This window comes from Streptomyces sp. RLA012 (genome assembly GCF_056270325.1).
This window is the reverse complement of record NZ_JBWDPA010000002.1, coordinates 6738878-6758532: the sequence shown is the minus strand read 5'-3', so window position 1 is coordinate 6758532 and position 19655 is coordinate 6738878. Positions and strand designations below refer to the sequence as shown.

Genomic DNA, 19655 nt, shown 5'->3' with positions numbered 1-19655 from the left:
CACGCCATGACAACCCCCGACAACTGGCAGAAGTCGTCCTTCTCAGGCTTCGGCGACGGCAACGACTGCCTCGAACTCGCCACCACCACCCCCCACTCCATACACCTCCGCGAGAGCGACACCCCCACCACCCGCCTCACCACCACCCCCATCCCCCTCGCGCACCTCCTCCACGGCATAAAGTCCGGCACCCTCGCCACGCCCACGCCGTAGTCGCTCGTTCACAGTAGCGATCACCCCCGTTCGAATCATCTTCTCAACGCGCCTCTGACCTGCACGTTCCTTCCCGACAAGGGCCCCTAACGGGCTAGCACGACCCGGGGTGAACAGGACATGTGGAGTTGCCGCCCGCCCCGCCGCAAGGCGTCCTGAGCGCAGGGAGACACCTCCCCGACTTCCTCATTCACGCACGATGAAAGGCGCAGAATGCTCCACTTCAAGCGCTTCGGGTCCGCTGTCGCGTCGGTCGCGGCCCTGGCATCCCTGTCTATGGTCATAGCCCCGGCGGCCTTCGCCGTCACGGACCCGCAGCCCCTCACGCCCATCGTTCAGGAGTCCAAGGGCCCGAAGCCCCCGACGCCCTCGATCTGCGCCACTCTGAGCGGCCAGCTCTCCACGCAGCTGCAGACCGCCGCGACGGCTCTGGCCGCCACGCCGCCCAACGTCGCCGCCGCCCAGGTGGCAGTCGCCGCCGCCCAGGCCACGGTCGCACAGCTGCGTGCCACCGGGTGCCTCCCGGCAGCGCCTCCGACGCCGCCGACCTGCGCGGCCCTCGTTCTGCAGCTGCAGGCAGACCTGCAGGTCCTGGCCGCGGCGCTGGCGGCCGTCCCGCAGGTCCCGGCCAACATCACCGCGGCGCTGAACGCGGTGCTCGCCACCTCCGCGCAGCTCAACGCCGCCTGCACGTGACCGGTCGTTCACCCCGCACCGTGTCGGCGACTCACCAAGACGCCTGACATCGCGGTCTGAACGTATGGCGTTGGGGCGTTGGGTTCGGCGGTTCTTCACCGTCGAACCCAACGCCTTTCGGGTGCCGGCCCCAAAGGCTTCGGCCGACTCGCCACGCCCCCGGCACGGTTACTGCGTAGGCCGAGGGCCTTCCGCGCTCCCGAGCCCCGCCGTCACCGGCCCCGCGCGGTCCAGCAACCCCGTCCGCGCGGCCAGGGCGGCCGCCTCCAGGCGTGACCCCACCCCCAGCTTCATCAGCACCCGCTGGACATGGGTCCGGGCCGTGGACGGCGCGATGCCCATCCCCGCGGCGATCAGCCTCGTGTCCTCGCCGTCGGCCACCCGCACCAGGACCTCGACCTCGCGCGGGGTCAGCATCTGGAGCAGCCGCTGACCCTCGTCGTCCGGCTGGGCGACGGGGTTCAACAGCTCGCTGAAGGCGCCCTGGAGCAGGGCCGGGGCCACGGCCGCCTCGCCCGACCGCGCCTTCATGATCGCTCGCTCCACACCCTCTATGCGCTCATCGTGCCGGACGTATCCGGACGCACCCGCGGCGAACGCGGCGGCGATGCCGCGTGGGTTCGGAACCGGGCCCAGGACCAGGACCGCCACCTGGGGGCGCTCCCGTTTGATCTTGACCACCGGGTCGAAGATTCCCGGCTCGGCGGGTGTCGCCGTGCCGATCAGGCACACCTCGGGTGCCCTTGTGATCACCAGCTCCGCCGCTCCCGCGGCGGGCGCCGCCGCGGCGAGCACCCGGTGCCCCCGCAGTTTCAACGCCGAGGCCAGCGCCTCGGCGAGCAGTCGGTGGTCGTCGACCACCATGAGCCGCACTCCCATCGAGCAACCCCCCAGTCCCCCCAAGCATCCCCACTGGTTCCCCGTGGATTAGGAGCCCCCCGGCTCTCCATCCCCCGGAAGCTACACGCTTGTTCGACGTTGCGCTTCCCCTACTGGAGAGAAGTGCCCCGGAATATCGAAATTCCTCGCATTCGGGAGTGATGAGGGCTAAGTGGCATGGGGGACGAACGACCCCGCCCCTGAGCTGGGGCGAGGCCGTCGTCGAGGGGCGCGCGTTCACTCCCGCGCGCGGGAGTGCGTCACTGCGCGCCGAACGCGATCGCCAAGTACTCCTTCTCGGAGGCGCTGGAGGGCTTGTGGGCGAAGATCGCGGACATGTACAGGTGACCGTTGCGGTAAAGGATCTCGGCGTATTCCGGAAGCATGCTGGTCTCCGCGTCGCGGACCGACTCGGTCGCCGGGTTCTCCAGGAGCTTGGTCTGCTTGAAGGAGGTGCCGTCGATGCTGACGATCTGGCCGCCCTTGTCGTAGGGCGGACGCTTGTAGGCGAGCAGGTTCCCGGCGTCCATGCGCAAGGGGGAGATCGAGTAGCCGTCTCCCGCGTCCGCGCGCTGACCGGTCTGCTTGCCGGTGCCCAGGTCGAAGGCGACGATCTCGTTGGTCCGGCTGTACTGGCCGGCGCCGTCGTGTTCCTCGGTCGGGATGTAGAGCTTGTCGTTGCCGACCGCCAGCTTCACGCAGGACTCGATCTTGGTGATGCCGTCGCACTTGGCGGCGTACGTCTTGCCGGGCGCGGAGATCTTGGTGCGCAGCGCGCCGGTCTTGTTGTCGATCGAGAAGAAGTCGGAGATGCCGCTGCCGTCCCCGGCGGAGTCGCCGACGTCGGCGGCCACCACGAGCGGGTTGGTCGACACGACACTCGCGTACTCGATGCCGGGCGCCATCTTGTACTCCGAGACCACCTTCCCGGACGTCGGGTCGATGGTCTGGATGTGCAGTTGCCGCGTACTGCCGTACGCACCGCACTTGCGGACCGCGACCAGCTTGTCGCCGCCGCCGTACCCGGCGTCGAAGCAGCTGTCCGTGGGCTTCGGGGACCACAGGGCCTTGCCGGTGGAGATGTCGAACGCGGCACCGCCGCTGGTGCTGCCCACGGCGACCGTGTTCGCGCTGACGGTGACGTTGTCGATGCCGATCTTCTGGTCACCGGACCTGACCGACTTGGTCCACAGCTGTTCGCCGGTGTCGAGGGCGAGGCCGGCGACCTCGCTGCAGCCGTGGGACGGCTCCGCCTTGGTCGGCATCGCGGGCTCGTAGACGATCGCGGTGCGGCCGGAGTCGGTGACGTGGCGGCTGGCCGTGCACACCGGGCCGGGGAGCTTGATCGTCCAGAGCTTGGCGCCCGAGTCGGGGTCGTAGCCGTTGACCTCGGCGTTGCCGCTTTTGGCGTACACCTTGTCGGTGAGCCAGGAGCCGACGGTGGGCACGCTGTTGTCGTCGGTCACGGCGGGCGCTGGGACCTGGAAGAGGACCTTGGAGCTGGTGTCGGCCGGGACCTTCTCCTCGCCGGTGGAACCGGTGGTCTTCCCGCCGCCGGTGTCGCCCTTGCCGCCGGTGCCGCCGCTCGTACCGGAGGAGTTGTTCCTGCTGTCGTCCTTGCCGGAGGAGCTCGAATACCAGACACCGCCGCCGATGATCAGCGCGACGGCCGCCACGGCCGCCACGATGATGACCGCCTGCCCGCTCATCCTCCGCCCGCCGCCGCCCTGGGGAGCCTGCGGCTGCATGGGGTAGGTGGGCGGCTGCTGCGGATAGCCGTAGCCGTACGGGGGCGGGGGTGTGGGTGCCTGGGGATAGCCGTACCCCGGGCCCTGCGGAGGCTGCGGGGCGCCGAAACCGCCGGGCGGCGGGGCCTGCGGGGCTCCGAAGCCACCCGGCGGCGGGGCCTGCGGCGCACCGAACCCACCCGGCGGCGGATCCTGCGGTGCGCCGAAGCCGCCCTGCGGGGGCTGGTCCGACGGGGGCTGGTTCGGCGGTGGTGGGGGCGGCGGCTGGCTCATGGCGTGAGTACCTCGGATGCGGATGCGTCGGGGACGGAGAGAACGGAGAGAGAGGCGGGAGCGGAGAAGAGGGGAGAGGGGAGAGGGGGGAGAAGGGAGGGGGGAGAAGGAGAGGAAGGGGGCGTGAGCGCGCCTCACTTGCCGTAGGCCAGCATCAACTTCTCCTTCGACTGGTCGTTGCCCGTCAGCCGGGTGGTGGAGATGTAGAAGCGCCCGTCCACGTACCCGACCGCCTTCGAGAAGAAGCCGCTCTCGATCGACGCGGTGCCCCGTGGGTTGCGCAGCAGCGTGGTCGGCTTGTGGCTGCTGCCGGTGGTCGGGATCGACACGACCTGGCCACCGGCGTCGTACGACGGCTCGACGTACGCGATCAGCCGTGTGCCGTCCATCTTCAGCGGCAGCATCGACTCGTCGGCCGGGGACTTGACGCGCCACTTCTCCTTGCCGGTCGCCAGGTCGAACGCGACGACCTCGTTGGCGCCGGTCTTCGCCTCGGTCGGCAGATAGAGGGTGCTCGCGTCGGCGGCGGTGCCGAAGCAGCCCTGCAGATCGCGGTCCAGGAGCGCGTAGCCGCACTCGGGCGCGAAGATGTCGTCGCTCTTGAGCTGCGAGCGGACGTCACCGTTGTCCTTCAGCGTGGTGACGTTGACCCGCTTCTCGTCCTTGTTGGTCATGTAGATGACGACGGGATCGACGGAGTAGGTGCGCTCGACCGTCCAGCCCTTGGGGATCTTGGTCGTCCACTTGGCCTTGCCGGTCGCCGGGTCCAACTGCTGCACCTCGTCGTGCTCGGTGTCGGTGCCGACACCGCAGGAGGAGACGACGAGCAGCTTGGCACCGCCGGCGAACGCGGCCGGGTAGCAGCCCGCGCCGTAGTTCTTCTTGTCCCACAGGTGCTTGCCGCTGGTGACGTCGTACGCCGTACCGGACTGCGAGCGGCCGACCATCAACGTGTCGCCGACGAGGGACAGTTCGACCGTGAGCGTGCTGTCGAAGAGCGCGCCGTCGGGGACCTTCGCGCTCCAGCCCTTCGCACCGGTGCCGAGGTCGATCTGCTGGAGCTGGTTGCACTTGGCGTTGTCGCCCGCGCCGCTCATGTACGCCACGACAGCCTTGTCGTCGGACGTCTTCTGCGGGGTGACCGCGCAGATCTTCTGCGGGAACGTGATCGGGTCCCACGTGGGACTGCCGTCACCGACGTCGTACGCGAACACCTGCTTGTACGCGGGCTTCACCACCGTCTTGTCGGTGATCCACAGGCCGGGGGCGTCGGCTCCCGAACCGGGGGCGTCGGGCGCCTGCTTGTACCAGAGCACCTTGGCCTCGCCCGACTTGCGGCCCGCGTTGAGGTCCTCGGCGTCGTCTCCGCCGTTGCCGCTGCCGTCACCGGGGTTGACCGGGGCGTCGGAGGCCGTGGTCTTCCCGCCCTTGCTGTCCTCGGCGACCGGCTTCTTGCCGTGGTCCCCGCCGACACCGCCGCCGACGGCCCACACTGCTGCGCCGGCGACCAGCAGGGCGGCCACGGCCACGCCGATGATCGCGGCGGGCCGCGCCTTGAAGGGGTTCTTGGAACCGCCGGGGGGCGGAGGAGGAGTGCCGGGCGTGCCCGGGTACGGCGGCTGTAGCTGTGGCTGCGGCTGCGGCTGTGGTTGTGGCTGTGGATACGCACCGGGCTGCGGCGGGTAGCCGTGCCCGGGGACGGGCCCGGGCTGCTGACCGTACGGTCCGGGCTGGGCGTACGAGCCCGGCTGGGCGTACGAGCCCGGCTGGGCGTACGAGCCCGGCTGGGCGTACGGGCCCTGCTGAGCGTTCGCGCCCGGCTGGGCGTACGGGCCCTGCTGAGCGTTCGCGCCCGGCTGGGCGTACGGGCCCGGCTGGGCGTACGGGCCGGGCTGTTGCGGATATCCGTAGCCGGGTACGGGCCCGGGCCCGGGCTGCGGTGGAGGGGGCGTGCCCTGGGGGACGCCGGGGGGCGCGCCGAAAACGCCCTGCGCCGGTGGCGCCGGCGCCGACTGGTCCTGCGGTGTCCCGAAGCCGCCCGGCGGCGGCTGATCCGGCGGCTGATCCGGCGGCTGATCCGGCGGCTGATCCGGCGGCTGACTCATCAGCGCGTCCCCCTCATCCACTGATGTCGCGCCCACCGGCGGCACGGTCGGCAGTCGACTTCGCGCCACACCGGTGGTTCTCAAACTGTTCCCAGACAAACCTTTCTATCACTCTGACGCCCTCGAACAGCGGGCCGATCTCCCCCTGTTCCCAAGGGAGGACCGGCCCGTGATGCCCTCGTTACGCGCCTTTACGCGCCCTTCACCGTGGATTACGCGTCCTCCGCGAGCTCCAGCCAGCGCAGTTCCAGTTCCTCGCGTTCACCCGCCAACTCGCGCAGTTCGGCGTCGAGTTTGGCCACCTTCTCGAAGTCCGTTGCATCGTCGGCGATTTGGGTGTGCAGCCTGGTCTCCTTCTCGGAGATCTTGTCGAGCTGCCGCTCGATCTTCTGCAGCTCCTTCTTCGCGGCGCGGGCGTCGGCGGCGGAGGCGGTCTTCGCGGAGGTCGAGGGCGCGGCGGCGAGTACGGCGGCCGCGGCGACCTCCTCCATCCGCCTGCGTCGCTCCAGGTACTCGTCGATCCCGCGCGGCAGCATCCGCAGCGTGCCGTCGCCGAGCAGCGCGAACACGTTGTCCGTGGTCCGCTCGATGAAGAACCGGTCGTGGGAGATCACGACCATCGAGCCGGGCCATCCGTCGAGCAGGTCCTCCAGCTGGGTCAGCGTCTCGATGTCGAGGTCGTTGGTGGGCTCGTCGAGGAAGAGGACGTTGGGCTCGGCCATGAGCAGGCGCAGCAGCTGGAGCCGGCGCCGCTCACCACCGCTGAGGTCGCCGACGGGCGTCCACTGCTTCTCCTTGTTGAAGCCGAACGTCTCGCAGAGCTGCCCCGCGGTCAGTTCCCGCCCCTGGCCGAGGTCGACCCGGTCGCGGACGGCCTGCACGGCCTGCAGCACCCGCCAGGTGGGGTCGAGCTCGGCGACCTCCTGGGACAGATAGGCGAGCTTGACGGTCTTGCCGGTGCTGATCCGCCCGGCGACGGGCTGCGTCTCCCCCTCGCTGCGGGCGGCGTCGGCCATGGCGCGCAGGAGGGAGGTCTTGCCGGCCCCGTTCACGCCCACCAGCCCGACCCGGTCGCCGGGCCCGAGCTGCCAGGTGAGGTGCTTGAGCAGCACCTTGGGCCCGGCCTGCACGGTCACGTCCTCAAGATCGAAAACGGTCTTGCCGAGCCGCGAACTGGCGAACTTCATCAGCTCGCTCTTGTCGCGCGGCGGCGGCACGTCCGCGATCAGCTCGTTGGCGGCCTCGACGCGGAAGCGCGGCTTGGAGGTGCGCGCGGGGGCGCCGCGCCGCAGCCAGGCCAGCTCCTTGCGCACCAGGTTCTGCCGCTTGACCTCTTCGGTGGCCGCGATGCGCTCACGCTCCGCACGCGCGAAGACGTAGTCGGTGTACCCGCCCTCGTACTCGTACACCGCGCCCTTCTGCACGTCCCACATGCGGGTGCAGACCTGGTCGAGGAACCACCGGTCGTGCGTGACGCAGACCAGCGCGGAGCGCCGCTCCCGCAGGTGCTGGGCGAGCCAGGCGATGCCCTCCACGTCGAGGTGGTTGGTGGGCTCGTCGAGGATGATCAGGTCCTGGTCCTCGATGAGCAGCTTCGCGAGGGCGATACGGCGGCGCTCACCACCGGAGAGGGGGGCGATCACGGTGTCGAGTCCCTGCGGGAAGCCGGGCAGGTCCAGGCCGCCGAACAGTCCGGTCAGTACGTCCCTGATCTTGGCGTTGCCCGCCCACTCGTGGTCGGCGAGGTCCCGGATGACCTCGTGCCGGACGGTGGCCGTGGGGTCGAGCGAATCGTGCTGCGTGAGCACCCCCAGATGCAGGCCGCCGGAGTGCGTGACGCGGCCGGTGTCGGCCTCCTCCAGCTTGGCGAGCATGCGGATGAGGGTGGTCTTGCCGTCGCCGTTCCGTCCGACCACTCCGATCCGGTCGCCCTCGCTGACGCCGAGGGAGACTCCGTCGAGCAGGGCGCGGGTGCCGTACACCTTGCTGACGGACTCGACATTGACCAGGTTGACGGCCATTTCTCTCCTGAACAAGGGGGACGATCGACCCTCAAGGGTAGTCCGGGTCCGTCGTCCCCCGACGCCACGCCTGTTTTCGCCCCCGCCACCCCTCCCCATTCCCGTCCCCTGGGGCTCCACTCCAGACCCCGCCAGGGGCGCCGCGCCCCTGGACCCCCACATCGGTGGCCCCCTCCAGGGGCGCGGAGAACTGTGCGACCAGCCCCCGCCCACCCGCGGCCGAACGATCCCCCGGCAAGGTCCGGGCACTCGGGCGCCGCCGCCGACCAACCCCTGGCGTGGGATCAGGGCCGACGCCACCGCCCATGCACAGGCATGCCATCCCGCAGCAACCTTCCGGCAGGAGCACCGCGGGGGTCGCGCTCCCATGCGGCGACGGCCGCATTTACGCGACAGCAGACCGACCGCACCCCGCCAGCAGCCACCCTTTCGGGTTACTTAACTCCAATTCATCACATGTGCGCACTACTGCTACAGAGAATCATCCCTTGGTCCAACATGAGCGTCAGAGTTGAGGGGATCACATGCGGATTGCGATGTATCTACGGCTCAGTCGCGACAACGGCGGCAGCACATCGATCGCATCACAACGCGAGGACTGTCACACACTGTGCGCGACGCGCGGCTGGGACGTCGTCATGCAAGGCCAGGACGTGGACGTTTCAGGCGCGACGCCTCACACGAGGCGCCCGGGCCTGGCGGGCATCATGGCCAGACGGCACGAGTTCGATGCACTTCTCGTGGCACGTCCCGACCGCCTCGCCCGTTCCGTGCCGGTCGCGATAGAACTCCTGGACATCCTGAGCGCAACAAGCGCGGCGGTCATCGCCGCCAACGGCCCATTGGACTCCACTGTCCCCTCGGAGAGAGCCGAGTTCCTGCGCGCGGTCGCCCTGGCCGAAAAGGAAAGCGCCCTGATGCAGGCGAGGATCACCCGTTCCCGACTTGCGCTCCAGCATGCCGAACGCTGGATCGGGGGGAATGCGCCCTACGGATACCGCATCGTGCCGGACGGCGCAGGAGGCAAGCGTCTGGCTGAGCACGAGGAGAACGCACCCCGAATGAGGTGGATCGTGGAACAAGTCCTCGCCGGGGAAACAGTGACCGCAGTGTGCAACTCCCTCAATTCCGACAGAATCCCCTCCCCTGCAACGGTGTGCTCCCGAACGGGGAAAGTCTCTCAATGGTCACCCACCGTCCTGCGGAGGATGCTGCGCTCTCCGGCCCTGCTGGGTCACCGGACCGTGGGCCAGGGCCGCGAGCGGCTGGCCGCTACCGACGCGTTGGACCGCCCCGTGCCTGTAGGGCCGCCGCTGATCGATTCCCGAACGTGGGACAGATTGCAGACAACACTGCAGTCACGCGGCCGAACGTCTCAACGGCCCAGGCTGCGGTCATCCTTGCTGCTCCATGTGGCCCGGTGTGCGGAATGCGACGGGCAGCTCCACTACAACACACGTCGGTATGTCGGCGACGGAAGCCCGAATGACGTGTACCGCTGCTCGAACGGCTGCAAAGTACTGATCTCCGCCACGCGTCTGGAAGACGCCGTCCGCGACTGGGTTCTCGGCAGCTACGGCGCACTACCTTTCATCGCACGGCTCCCCTCCGTCTCCTCCCCGGAAGGCAGTTCCCGTGAAGAGCTTCGCTCAGACGTCGGCGAATTGGCCAGACGGCTGGTCGGCCTTCGTGGTCCCGCGGCTGATGCCGTCCAGCGGCAGCTCGAAGCGCACTCCGCTGCCTGGACAATGAACCTCCCGGCCAACGCAGCCTGCTACGAGTGGAGCTTCACCGGAAAGACAGTGGCTGAGGAGTGGGAAGCCCGGAGCTCAGGAGGACGGAGGGAGATCCTCCTCACCCTGGGCGTGCACGTCGCGATCCGTCCCGCCAACAACCGGCGTCGCTGGGCTCCGGAGCGACTGGCCTTGTCCGCGACCGGGCCCGGAGCATTCCTCCTTCAAGCGTTCGCTTGAGCTTCAGCTACTGGCACGACCGTCGCGCCGGGGGCGGGCCCGTCGGTGACCCGTACCGTCCGGCAGGTGCCGGAGGCGCACAGCGCGTCGGCGACCGTGCGCGCGGACTCGGCGTCCGGTGCGAGGAAGGCCGTGGTCGGGCCGGAACCGGAGACGAGGGCGGCGAGCGCACCGGCCGCGCGCCCCGCGGCGAGAGTGTCGGCAAGGGCCGGGAAGAGGGAGAGGGCGGCGGGCTGGAGGTCGTTGGAGACGGTGCGGGAGAGCGCCCCGGCGTCCCCCTTCGCGAGCGCGTCGAACAGTTCCCGCGAGGCGACCGGCTCCGGGATCCGCACCCCCTCGTTCATCCGGTCGAACTCCCGGAACACCGCCGGGGTCGACAGCCCGCGCTCGGCGATCGCGAAGACCCAGTGGAAGGTCCCGCCGACCTCCAGCGTCCGCAGCCGCTCGCCCCGCCCGACGCCCAGCGCCGCCCCGCCGACCAGGCTGAAGGGCACGTCGCTGCCCAGCTCGGCGCAGATGTCGAGGAGCTGCGCGCGGGAGGCATTGGTTCCCCACAGGGCGTCGCAGGCGAGCAGCGCACCGGCGCCGTCCGCGCTGCCGCCCGCCATGCCGCCCGCGACGGGGATGTCCTTGACGATGTGGAGGTGGACGGCGGGTTCGATGCCGTGGCGGCGGGCGAGTTCGAGGGCCGCGCGGGCCGCGAGGTTGGTGGCGTCGAGGGGGACCTGGTCGGCGTCCGGGCCCTCGCAGGTGATCCGCAGCTCGTCGGCCGGCGTCGCGGTGACCTCGTCGTACAGCCCCACGGCGAGGAAGACGTTGGCCAGGTCGTGGAAACCGTCGGGGCGAGCGGCGCCGACCGCGAGCTGGACGTTGACCTTGGCGGGCACGCGGACGGTCACGATGTCCGTGCCGGTTTCCGTCTGAGACTCCGTCACGGCTGAGCGCTCTCCTCGTTCTCGACCTTGTTCTCGATCTCGTTCTCGATCTCGTTCTCGACCTTGTTCTCGATCTCGTTCTCGACCTTGTTCTCGACCTTGTTCTCGACCTTGTTCTCGGCGATGCGGGCGAACTCCTCCACCGTGAGCGACTCCCCGCGGGCCTGCGGCGAGACACCGGCGGCGACGAGCGCGGCCTCGGCGGCGGCCGCGGACCCGGCCCACCCGGCGAGGGCGGCGCGCAGCGTCTTCCGCCGCTGGGCGAAGGCGGCGTCGACGACCGCGAACACCTCGCGTCTGGAGGCCGTGGTCTTGAGGGGCTCGGCGCGGCGGACGAGCGACACGAGGCCGCTGTCGACGTTCGGCGCGGGCCAGAAGACGTTCCGCCCGATGGAGCCGGCCCGCTTCACCTCGGCGTACCAGTTGGCCTTGACGCTGGGCACGCCGTACACCTTCGAGCCCGGGTCCGCGGCGAGCCGGTCGGCGACCTCGGCCTGCACCATCACCAGCGTGCGCTCGATGGTGGGGAAGGTGTTGAGCATGTGCAGCAGTACGGGGACGGCGACGTTGTACGGCAGGTTGGCGACGAGGGCGGTGGGGGCGGGGCCCGGGAGCTCGTTGACCTGCATGGCGTCGGAGTGCACGAGCGCGAAGCGCTCGGCGCGGGCCGGCATGCGGGCGGTGATCGTCGCCGGCAGCGCCCCGGCGAGTACGTCGTCGATCTCCACCGCGACGACCCGGTCGGCGACCTCCAGCAGCGCGAGGGTGAGCGAGCCGAGGCCGGGGCCGACCTCGACGACCACGTCGTCGTCGCGTACGCCTGCCGTGCGCACGATACGGCGGACGGTGTTCGCGTCGATCACAAAGTTCTGGCCGCGCTGCTTGGTGGGCCGCACGCCGAGGGCACCCGCGAGTTCGCGGATCTCGGCGGGGCCCAGGAGGGCGTCGGGGGTGGGGCTGTTCACGCACCAAGGGTACGGGGGCGGAGAGCTGCCTTCTTCGGCTGCGGGTGGGTGGGGGCTCGCCGCGCTGTTCCCCGCGCCCTCAGGCCGGGGCTACGCCCCGAAACCCCGACCTACCCGGGTCGGTTTGGCCGCCGCCCGGTGGGGGCTGATCGCGCAGTTCCCCGCGCCCCTCAAACCGGGGCTACGCCCCGAAACCCCCACCCACCCGACCCCCTTTGACCGACCGCCGGTGGGGGCTGATCGCGCAGTTCCCCGCGCCCCTCAAACCGGGGCTACGCCCCGAAACCCCCACCCACCCGGGTCGGTTTGGCCGCCGCCCGATGGGGGCTTGTCACGCAGTTCCCCGCGCCCCTGAGGGGGCGCGGGTCCGCGGTGTTTGAGGACGCGGCTGAGGGTGGTACCCCCGTTCACCCGCCCGGCCCCGGCCCTCGCCCTCCAGCCCGTCCGGCGTTTGAGGACGAGGCCGTTCAGGCCGATGCGGGGGGCTGGGGGCGCAGCCCCCAGGGATGGGACGGGTAGGGGCGGCGGGGGCGAGGGGCGTGGGTCAGTTGTGCAGGTGGGCGCCGCAGTGGGGCCAGGGGGTCGCCCCACGCCGTACGTACAGTTTCTTCGCCCGGAACGTCTGCTCCGCCGCCGACGCGTCCTGCGGCCGCCCTGAGCCACCCAGCGCATGCCAGGTATGGGTGTCGAACTGGTAAAGGCCGCCGTACGTGCCGGATGGATCCACCGCACCGGGCCGCCCCCCGGACTCGCAGGCGGCGAGCCCGGACCAGTTCAGCCCCTCGGCCCCCCGCACCGAATCGGGCCGCGGCTTCGTCCCCACCCGCACCACCCGCGCCCGCGGCGCCCGCACCACCTCGGACCCGACCGTCCGCGGATTCTCCCTGACCCCGTTGACGGTCCGGACCAGGTACGTGATCCGTCTGACCCCGGGCTCCCCGGCCCGGTCGACGACCTCCGTGCCGTGGAACAGCGAAGGGTCCTTCGTCCGGTGCACCTCGAAGGGGATCGCCTCCTCCTGGACCTCCCTGGTCCCGGTGACCCGCATGACGCTGACGGTCTGCCCGTCCCGCGGGAAGCTCTCCGCCGGGACCGAGGTGGTGTCCTCGCCGTGGAGGGTGATCCCGGCCTCCTCGACGGCCTCACCCACGGTCGCCGCGTTCGTCCGGATCGTCCGTGCCCGCCCGTCCGCCATGATCGTCACCGTCCGCTCGGTGCGGACGTGGAGTTCGAGCCCCTCCCGGCCGATCCGCCGGTAGCGCGAGGTCGACACATACGCCCCCTCCGCCCGCACCCCGAGCTGTTCGAGCGCCCCGTCCACGGTGTGCGCCGTCGTCCACACCCTCTGCCGGTGTCCGTCGAGGGTGAGGCGCACGGGACGGCCGTAGTGCACCGCCACCTCGTCGCCGCTGGTCAGCGCGGTACCGGGGGCGGGCGCGACGATGTCGTGCTCGCCCACCCGTACGCCCTCGTCGGTCAGCAGCTCGGTCACGTCGTCCGCGAAGGTGTGCAGCGTGCGCGGCTTCCCGTCGACGCTGAGCTCGATGGCCTTGTCATTGGCGACGAACGCGGAGGTGCCGCCGGCGAGGAAGGCGACGACCAGCGCCTGCGGCAGCAGACGGCGCAGCGGATCGGGCCGCGCGGCGATCCGCCGGCGCCGGGCCGCGCGCCGCGCCGCGGCCCGCCCACCGGGCCGGGGCACCCCCGCCAGGTCCACCGCCCGATCCCCCACCGGGTCCGCCGCCAGATCCACCTGCGTCTGCGTCTGTGTCTGCGTCTGTGCCTGCCGGGGCAGTATCGGCTCGGTCGGCGCCTGGGACACCGCCACCTCGTACGCGGGCCGATACGTGTCCACGTAGCCACCGCTGTCCAGGCTTCCGTCACCGTACGGCGGCAGCCCACGGTTCTCGTGGTCCTCGAACGACGTTCCAGTCAGGCCATACGTCTCGTACTGCGAGTTGCTCACGACGACACGCTCCAGGAGGGGTCCGGCGGAGTAAAAGGTGCGCCCGCAGGACTCGTTCAGGGTGGTGGTGGGAGACGGGCGGGCGACCAGAACCTAGCGGAGCGGTCGTCACTCTCCCAAGCAACGCGGCTACGCTGTGTCGCGACACTCCCCAGAGCCGTGCCCTCGGAAAATGGCCGGAAGCGTGATGTCTCAGTAACCGAAAGCCCGCGCTGTGTTCGCCGAGAGCGCCATCGCCAGCGCGTCCTCGTCAATGTTCCGCACGGCCGCCATCGCCCGAACCGTGACCGGAATGAGATATGGCGCGTTAGGCCGTCCGCGGTACGGGACGGGTGTCAGGAAGGGTGCGTCGGTCTCGACGAGGAGGAGCTCCAGGGGCGCCACCGCCAGCGCGTCGCGCAGCGGCTGGGCGTTCTTGAAGGTCATGTTTCCGGCGAAGGACATGAAGTACCCCGCCTGGGCGCAGATCTCGGCCATCGCCGCGTCACCGGAGTAGCAGTGGAAGACGGTCCGCTCGGGCGCGCCCTCCTCCTTGAGGACGCGCAGCACATCGGCGTGGGCGTCGCGGTCGTGAATGACCAGGGCCTTTCCGTGCCGTTTGGCGATCTCTATGTGGGCGCGGAAGGAGCGTTCCTGGGCGGCCTTGCCTTCGGGGCCCGTACGGAAGTAGTCGAGCCCGGTCTCGCCGACGCCCTTGACCTGGGGAAGGGCGGCGAGACGGTCGATCTCGGCGAGGGCCTCGTCGAGGGCGCCGTCGCCGCCGGGCTGCCGCGCGCCCTGGCGGGACCAGCCGTCGGGGTCGCCGTGCACGATGCGGGGCGCCTCGTTGGGGTGCAGGGCGACGGTGGCGTGGACGGCCTCGTACGCGGCGGCGGTCTCGGCGGCCCAGCGTGAGCCGTTCAGATCGCAGCCGACCTGGACGACCGTGGTCACCCCGACCGACGCGGCCTTGGCGAGGCCTTCCTCGACGGTGCCGGACTGCATGTCGAGGTGGGTGTGCGAGTCGGCGACGGGGACGCGCAGCGGCTCCGGGAGCGGCGGTGCTTCGGTCTTGTCGGAGGGCATGCCCCGATCCTACGAAAGGGGCACGCCGGCCCTCACCCGGGTGACGTCACCCGACGTCTGCGGTCATCCCGCCTTGCGGTGGTGGAAGGGGTGCAGCAGGTCGGAGAGGTGCCAGTGGTGGGGTTCCACGGGCACGGCCGGCCGGTCGGCGGCCTCGTCCCGGACCTTCGCGTCGAGAACGTTCTCGTCGCCCACGTTCTCCACGCGGACCTTCTCGTCGCGGACCTTCTCCGAGCGGCCGGACACCGGGCGGCGCGTGTGCTGGTGCATGGAGTTCTGGACGGAGGACACCTGACCGGCGCGCATGATGCGCAGCACATGGCCGTCGCAGTTCTGGCAGGAGGGCCGGCTCAGCGGCGACGGCACGACGCGGCCGTTCGTCACGTACATCACGAACTCGGTGCCCTCGGCGTCGAGGTGGTGCTCTATCTCGTACGACTGCTCCCAGCCATGCCCGCAACGCATGCAGGCGAAGGAATACGACTCATTGACCACGGCGGTCGCCGCGCCGCGGTTGCCGGTCTGTCCTGCGATCTCACTCATGCCAGCTCCTGCTGTTCCGCTGGACAAGCGCCCCCGGTCGGCGGGGGCGAGGAACGGGTACGTTCCTTCAACCAGTGGACGCTTCTCCGAGCGCGAACGCATCAGGCCTGTCGACTGTTGGAGTCGTTTTGGCCTTTCCTTGTCGGAATGCCCTCGGGACCCGGCCTGAGCTTTGCTTTCGGCCGCTGTCCCTTTGCTGTTCTATGGGGCGCTGTGCGCCGCTGCTGTTCTATGGGGCGCTGTGCGCCGCGTTCTTTGCCGCGACGACCGCGTCGAAGACATCGCGCTTGGGAATTCCCACTTCGGCCGCAACCGCCGCGATGGCCTCCTTGCGGCGCTCCCCCGCCTCCTCCCGCACCCGCACCCGGCGCACCAGTTCGGTGGCGTCCAGTTCCTCGGCGCCCTTCTCCGGAGCGCCCTCGACCACCACCGTGATCTCGCCGCGTACGCCCTCGGCGGCCCAGGCTGCCAGCTCGCCCAGCGGGCCGCGCTTGACCTCCTCGTACGTCTTGGTCAGTTCACGGCAGACGGCGGCCCGCCGCTCCGCCCCGAAGACCTCGGCCATCGCGGCGAGGGTGTCGTCGAGCCGGTGCGGGGCCTCGAAGTAGACCATCGTGCGGCGCTCGCCCTCGACCTCCCGCAGCCGGGACAGCCGCTCGCCCGCCTTCCGGGGCAGGAACCCCTCGAAGCAGAACCGGTCGACGGGCAGCCCGGACAGCGCGAGCGCGGTGAGCACGGCGGACGGGCCGGGTACGGCGGTGACCTTGATGTCCTTCTCGACGGCCGCCGCGACCAGCCGGTACCCGGGGTCCGACACCGACGGCATCCCGGCGTCGGTCACCAGCAGCACGCGCGCCCCGCCGGCCAGCGCCTCGACGAGTTCGGGCGTCCGGGCGGCCTCGTTCCCCTCGAAGTACGACACGACGCGGCCGGTGGGCTGCACGCCCAGCGCCTGCGTGAGCCGCCGCAGCCGCCGGGTGTCCTCGGCGGCGACGACGTCCGCGCCCGCCAGCTCCTGGGCGAGCCGGGGCGGGGCATCGGCCACGTCGCCGATGGGGGTGCCGGCCAAAACAAGGGTTCCTGTCACGCTCCCATCCTCGCAGGGGCGGTCCAGAGCGGTCTCATCCACCCATTACGGCCCGTGCACGGGACTCCCACAGACCTGTTCCCTACGATGGCGCGGTGACCAGTACCGCGTCCTCCACGGACACCCGGCAGGGCCAGGCCGCCGAAGAGCAGCGGCCGTCGTGGCAGCAGCGGCTGCGCCGCTTCGGATACACGGCGCCACCGAGAAGCGATGTGCGCGACCGCCTAGTGCCGCCGTACGCCGAGCCCAGTCCTCGTATCTGGGCGGCGTTCGGGCTGCACCACGAGGTCGCGGAGCGCGTCAAACGCTGGTCGGGCTGGGGCGGCCCGCTGCTCGTGACGCTCATGGCCGGGCTGATGCGGTTCTGGAACCTGGGCAGCCCGAAGGCGGTGATATTCGACGAGACGTACTACGCCAAGGACGCCTGGGCGCTGATCCACCGCGGGTACGAGGTCAACTGGGACAAGAACGCCAACGACCTGATCCTGCAGAACAACGGGCACGTCGGCATCCCCTCCGACGCCGCCTATGTCGTCCATCCCCCGGTCGGCAAGTACGTCATCGGCATCGGCGAGTGGATGTTCGGGTTCAACCCGTTCGGCTGGCGCTTCATGACGGCGGTGCTCGGCACGCTGTCGGTGCTGCTGCTGTGCCGGATCGGGCGCCGGATGTTCCGCTCGACGTTCCTGGGCTGTCTGGCGGGCGCGCTGATGGCGGTGGACGGGCTGCACTTCGTGATGAGCCGCACCTCGCTGCTCGACGGCGTGCTGATGTTCTTCGTACTGGCGGCCTTCGGCTGTCTGGTGGTGGACCGCGACAAGGCGCGCGCCCGACTGGCGGCCGCGCTCCCGGCGGACGCGGACGGGGTCGTACGCCCCGACGTGCACATCGCCGAGACCACCCGCCTCGGCTGGCGCCCCTGGCGCTGGACGGCCGGTCTGATGCTGGGCCTGGCCCTCGGCACCAAGTGGAGCGGCCTGTACGTCCTCGCCGCGTTCTGTGTGATGGCCGTCCTGTGGGACGTCGGCGCGCGCCGGGTCGCGGGCGCCCGTCACCCGTACCTGGCGGCCCTCAAGCACGACACCGGCATCACGTTCCTCGCGACGGTCCCGGTGGCGATCGCCACGTACTTCGTCTCCTGGACCGGCTGGATCCTCTCTTCCACCAACGGCAAGGGCGGCTACTTCCGCAACTGGGCCGCGACCGACGGCAAGGGCGGCAGCTGGACCTTCCTGCCCGACTGGCTGCGCAGCCTGTGGCACTACGAGCACGAGGTGTACGAGTTCCACGTCGGCCTCTCGTCCCCGCACACCTACCAGTCGAACCCGTGGAGCTGGATCGTCCTGGGCCGCCCGGTCTCGTACTTCTACGAGTCCCCGCTGCCCGGCAAGGACGGCTGCCCCGCCGACGCGGGCGACAAGTGCGCCCGCGAGGTCCTGGCCCTCGGCACCCCCCTCCTGTGGTGGGCCGCCTGCTTCGCGATCGTCTACGTCCTGTGGCGCTGGGCCTTCCGCCGCGACTGGCGCGCGGGCGCGATCGCCTGCGGCATCGCGGCCGGCTACCTCCCCTGGTTCATGTACCAGGAACGTACGATCTTCTTCTTCTACGCCGTCGTCTTCGTCCCGTTCCTGTGCCTCGCCGTCGCCATGATGATCGGCGCGATCCTCGGCCCACCCGGCTCCACGGAACGCCGCCGCGTGATCGGCGCGGCGAGCGCGGGCGTCCTGGTCCTCCTGATCGCCTGGAACTTCATCTACTTCTGGCCCCTGTACACGGGCACGGCGATCCCCATAGACCAATGGCGCTCCCGGATGTGGCTGGACACCTGGGTCTAGCCGCACACCTGGGTCTAGCCGCGTCGATACACGACGATGGCGCGGCGGACTGCCGCGCCATCGTCGTTGTCGGCGGTCGTTCAGGCCCGCGACCCCGCTGTCATGAAGATGACGTCCGCCCGGCTGCGGGAAAATGGTCGACGTCCACGACCGCCTGTGCGAAGTCGCGGGGCGCTTCCTGGGGCAGATTGTGACCGATCCCCTTCAGGGTTCGGTGCGCATAGTGACCGGTGAATTTGTCGCGATAGAAAGAGCCGCCGCCCGCAGGCGTGAAGGGATCGGCCTCGCCGTCGAGGGTGATCGTGGGCACGGTGATGACGGGACTTGCGGCGAGCCGCTTTTCGAGGTCGTCGTAACGGGGGTCGCCCTTGGCCAGGCTCAGCCGCCAGCGATAATTTTGGATCACGATGCTGACGTAATCCGGATTGCGGAACGCTGCCGCGGTGCGATCGAACGTGGCGTCATCAAAATCCCATGTCGGGGAGTTGAACTTCCAGATCTGCTTCGCCAGATCATGCCGGTTCTGTTCGAGGCCGAGCCGGCCTCTCTCCGTGGCGAAGTAGAACTGATACCACCACACCCACTCAAGCTTCGGCGGCAACGGCTTCTTGTTGGCTTCCAGGTTCGTGATCAGATAGCCGGTCACGGAGACCAAGCCCTTGACCCGCTCCGGCCAGAGCGCCGCAATGATGTCCGCCGTCCGCGATCCCCAGTCGTAGCCTGCGAGGATCGCCTTGTCGATCCGCAGCGCATCCATCAAAGCGATGATGTCGAGAGCGAATACCGACTGCTGTGCGTTCCGGAATGTCTTGGCCGAGAGGAAGCGCGTCGTGCCATGGCCCCGTAGATACGGAACGATGACCCGGTATCCCTTTTTCGCCAGCAAAGGCGCGACAGCGACGTAACTGTGAATGTCGTAAGGCCAGCCGTGCAGAAGAACGACCGCCGGGCCATGGGCCGGCCCCGATTCGGCGTATCCCACATTCAGGACGCCGGCCTTGATCTGCTTCAGCGAACCGAACCCTGAGCTCTGCCTCGTCTGCTCGTCCGTCTGCGGAAAAAGATCGCTTTCGCCGGACACCGCGGTCGAGCATGCCACGGAAACGCCGGCCGTCGAGGCCGCAACCGCTCCCGTACCCACGACCTTTCCGAAGGTTCGCCTGTTGATCATCTCCATGCTTCCCGTGAAACCGCGGCCGCCCGGTGGTCGAGTTGCATCGACGGTGAACGCACGAATTCCCCTACCCGGTCCGGCAGCCGTCACCTCGCCGGTCACGGGAACGTCAGGCCATCGGCCGAAGGCGCACTCCTGCGCGCGCCCCAGGAAGCGCGGCAGGAGGCACAGCAGGCC

15 protein-coding genes are annotated in these 19655 nt (G+C 70.0%); 4 read left to right on the top strand and 11 right to left on the bottom strand.

What is annotated here, in order from left to right; genetic code table 11:
- The first annotated feature begins 6 nt into the window (after positions 1–6).
- Together RV986_RS31115 and RV986_RS31110 are read left to right on the top strand one after the other, a co-directional pair.
- Positions 7–213 (top strand): DUF397 domain-containing protein, encoded by a 207-nt coding sequence (locus RV986_RS31115; RefSeq protein ID WP_475920560.1) that lies wholly within the window; start codon positions 7–9, stop codon positions 211–213.
- A gap of 213 nt (positions 214–426) precedes the next feature.
- Entirely contained in the window at positions 427–909 is a 483-nt protein-coding gene (locus tag RV986_RS31110) for a hypothetical protein (protein WP_475920559.1), read from the top strand.
- A 168-nt stretch (positions 910–1077) separates the two neighbouring features.
- On the opposite strand, the gene RV986_RS31105 is transcribed toward RV986_RS31110, so the two are convergent.
- From RV986_RS31105 to RV986_RS31090, 4 genes are all read right to left on the bottom strand, one after another.
- On the bottom strand, positions 1078–1788 hold the full coding sequence (locus RV986_RS31105; RefSeq protein ID WP_475920558.1) for a response regulator transcription factor: 711 nt from the start codon (positions 1786–1788) through the stop codon (positions 1078–1080).
- 260 nt (positions 1789–2048) lie between these two features.
- Positions 2049–3809 (bottom strand): outer membrane protein assembly factor BamB family protein, encoded by a 1761-nt coding sequence (locus RV986_RS31100; RefSeq protein ID WP_475920557.1) that lies wholly within the window; start codon positions 3807–3809, stop codon positions 2049–2051.
- A gap of 134 nt (positions 3810–3943) precedes the next feature.
- Positions 3944–5914, bottom strand: a complete 1971-nt coding sequence (locus tag RV986_RS31095; RefSeq protein ID WP_475920556.1) for an outer membrane protein assembly factor BamB family protein — start codon at positions 5912–5914, stop codon at positions 3944–3946.
- Between the two features lie 212 nt (positions 5915–6126).
- Positions 6127–7935, bottom strand: coding sequence for an ABC-F family ATP-binding cassette domain-containing protein (locus RV986_RS31090; protein WP_475920555.1), 1809 nt, complete (start codon positions 7933–7935; stop codon positions 6127–6129).
- 524 nt (positions 7936–8459) lie between these two features.
- Here RV986_RS31090 and RV986_RS31085 point away from each other — a divergent pair.
- Positions 8460–9908, top strand: coding sequence for a recombinase family protein (locus tag RV986_RS31085; protein ID WP_475920554.1), 1449 nt, complete (start codon positions 8460–8462; stop codon positions 9906–9908).
- Here RV986_RS31085 and RV986_RS31080 read toward each other — a convergent pair.
- The 6 genes from RV986_RS31080 to rsmI form a co-directional block, all read right to left on the bottom strand.
- Entirely contained in the window at positions 9893–10843 is a 951-nt protein-coding gene (locus tag RV986_RS31080; protein WP_475920553.1) for a 4-(cytidine 5'-diphospho)-2-C-methyl-D-erythritol kinase, read from the bottom strand. The two genes, RV986_RS31085 and RV986_RS31080, sit on opposite strands and share 16 nt — an antisense overlap.
- Positions 10840–11808, bottom strand: coding sequence for a 16S rRNA (adenine(1518)-N(6)/adenine(1519)-N(6))-dimethyltransferase RsmA (gene rsmA / locus RV986_RS31075; RefSeq protein ID WP_475920552.1), 969 nt, complete (start codon positions 11806–11808; stop codon positions 10840–10842). The genes RV986_RS31080 and rsmA overlap by 4 nt, the downstream gene beginning before the upstream one ends.
- 544 nt (positions 11809–12352) lie before the next feature.
- Positions 12353–13774 carry a ubiquitin-like domain-containing protein gene (locus RV986_RS31070; protein WP_475920551.1) on the bottom strand — a complete coding sequence of 474 codons (1422 nt, stop codon included), beginning with the start codon at positions 13772–13774 and terminating at the stop codon, positions 12353–12355.
- A gap of 192 nt (positions 13775–13966) precedes the next feature.
- Positions 13967–14839, bottom strand: a complete 873-nt coding sequence (locus tag RV986_RS31065) for a TatD family hydrolase (protein WP_475920550.1) — start codon at positions 14837–14839, stop codon at positions 13967–13969.
- 63 nt (positions 14840–14902) lie between these two features.
- Entirely contained in the window at positions 14903–15382 is a 480-nt protein-coding gene (locus RV986_RS31060; RefSeq protein ID WP_475920549.1) for a hypothetical protein, read from the bottom strand.
- Between the two features lie 229 nt (positions 15383–15611).
- The gene (gene rsmI / locus RV986_RS31055) at positions 15612–16469 is read right to left on the bottom strand and encodes a 16S rRNA (cytidine(1402)-2'-O)-methyltransferase (protein ID WP_475920548.1); all 858 of its coding nucleotides are present in this window, start codon (positions 16467–16469) and stop codon (positions 15612–15614) included.
- 95 nt (positions 16470–16564) lie between these two features.
- Between rsmI and RV986_RS31050 the strand changes: the two genes are divergently transcribed.
- Positions 16565–18304, top strand: a complete 1740-nt coding sequence (locus RV986_RS31050) for a dolichyl-phosphate-mannose--protein mannosyltransferase (protein ID WP_475920547.1) — start codon at positions 16565–16567, stop codon at positions 18302–18304.
- Between the two features lie 100 nt (positions 18305–18404).
- Here the strand turns inward: RV986_RS31050 and RV986_RS31045 are convergent, their stop codons facing one another.
- Positions 18405–19475 carry an alpha/beta fold hydrolase gene (locus tag RV986_RS31045; RefSeq protein WP_475924496.1) on the bottom strand — a complete coding sequence of 357 codons (1071 nt, stop codon included), beginning with the start codon at positions 19473–19475 and terminating at the stop codon, positions 18405–18407.
- Positions 19476–19655 lie beyond the last annotated feature (180 nt).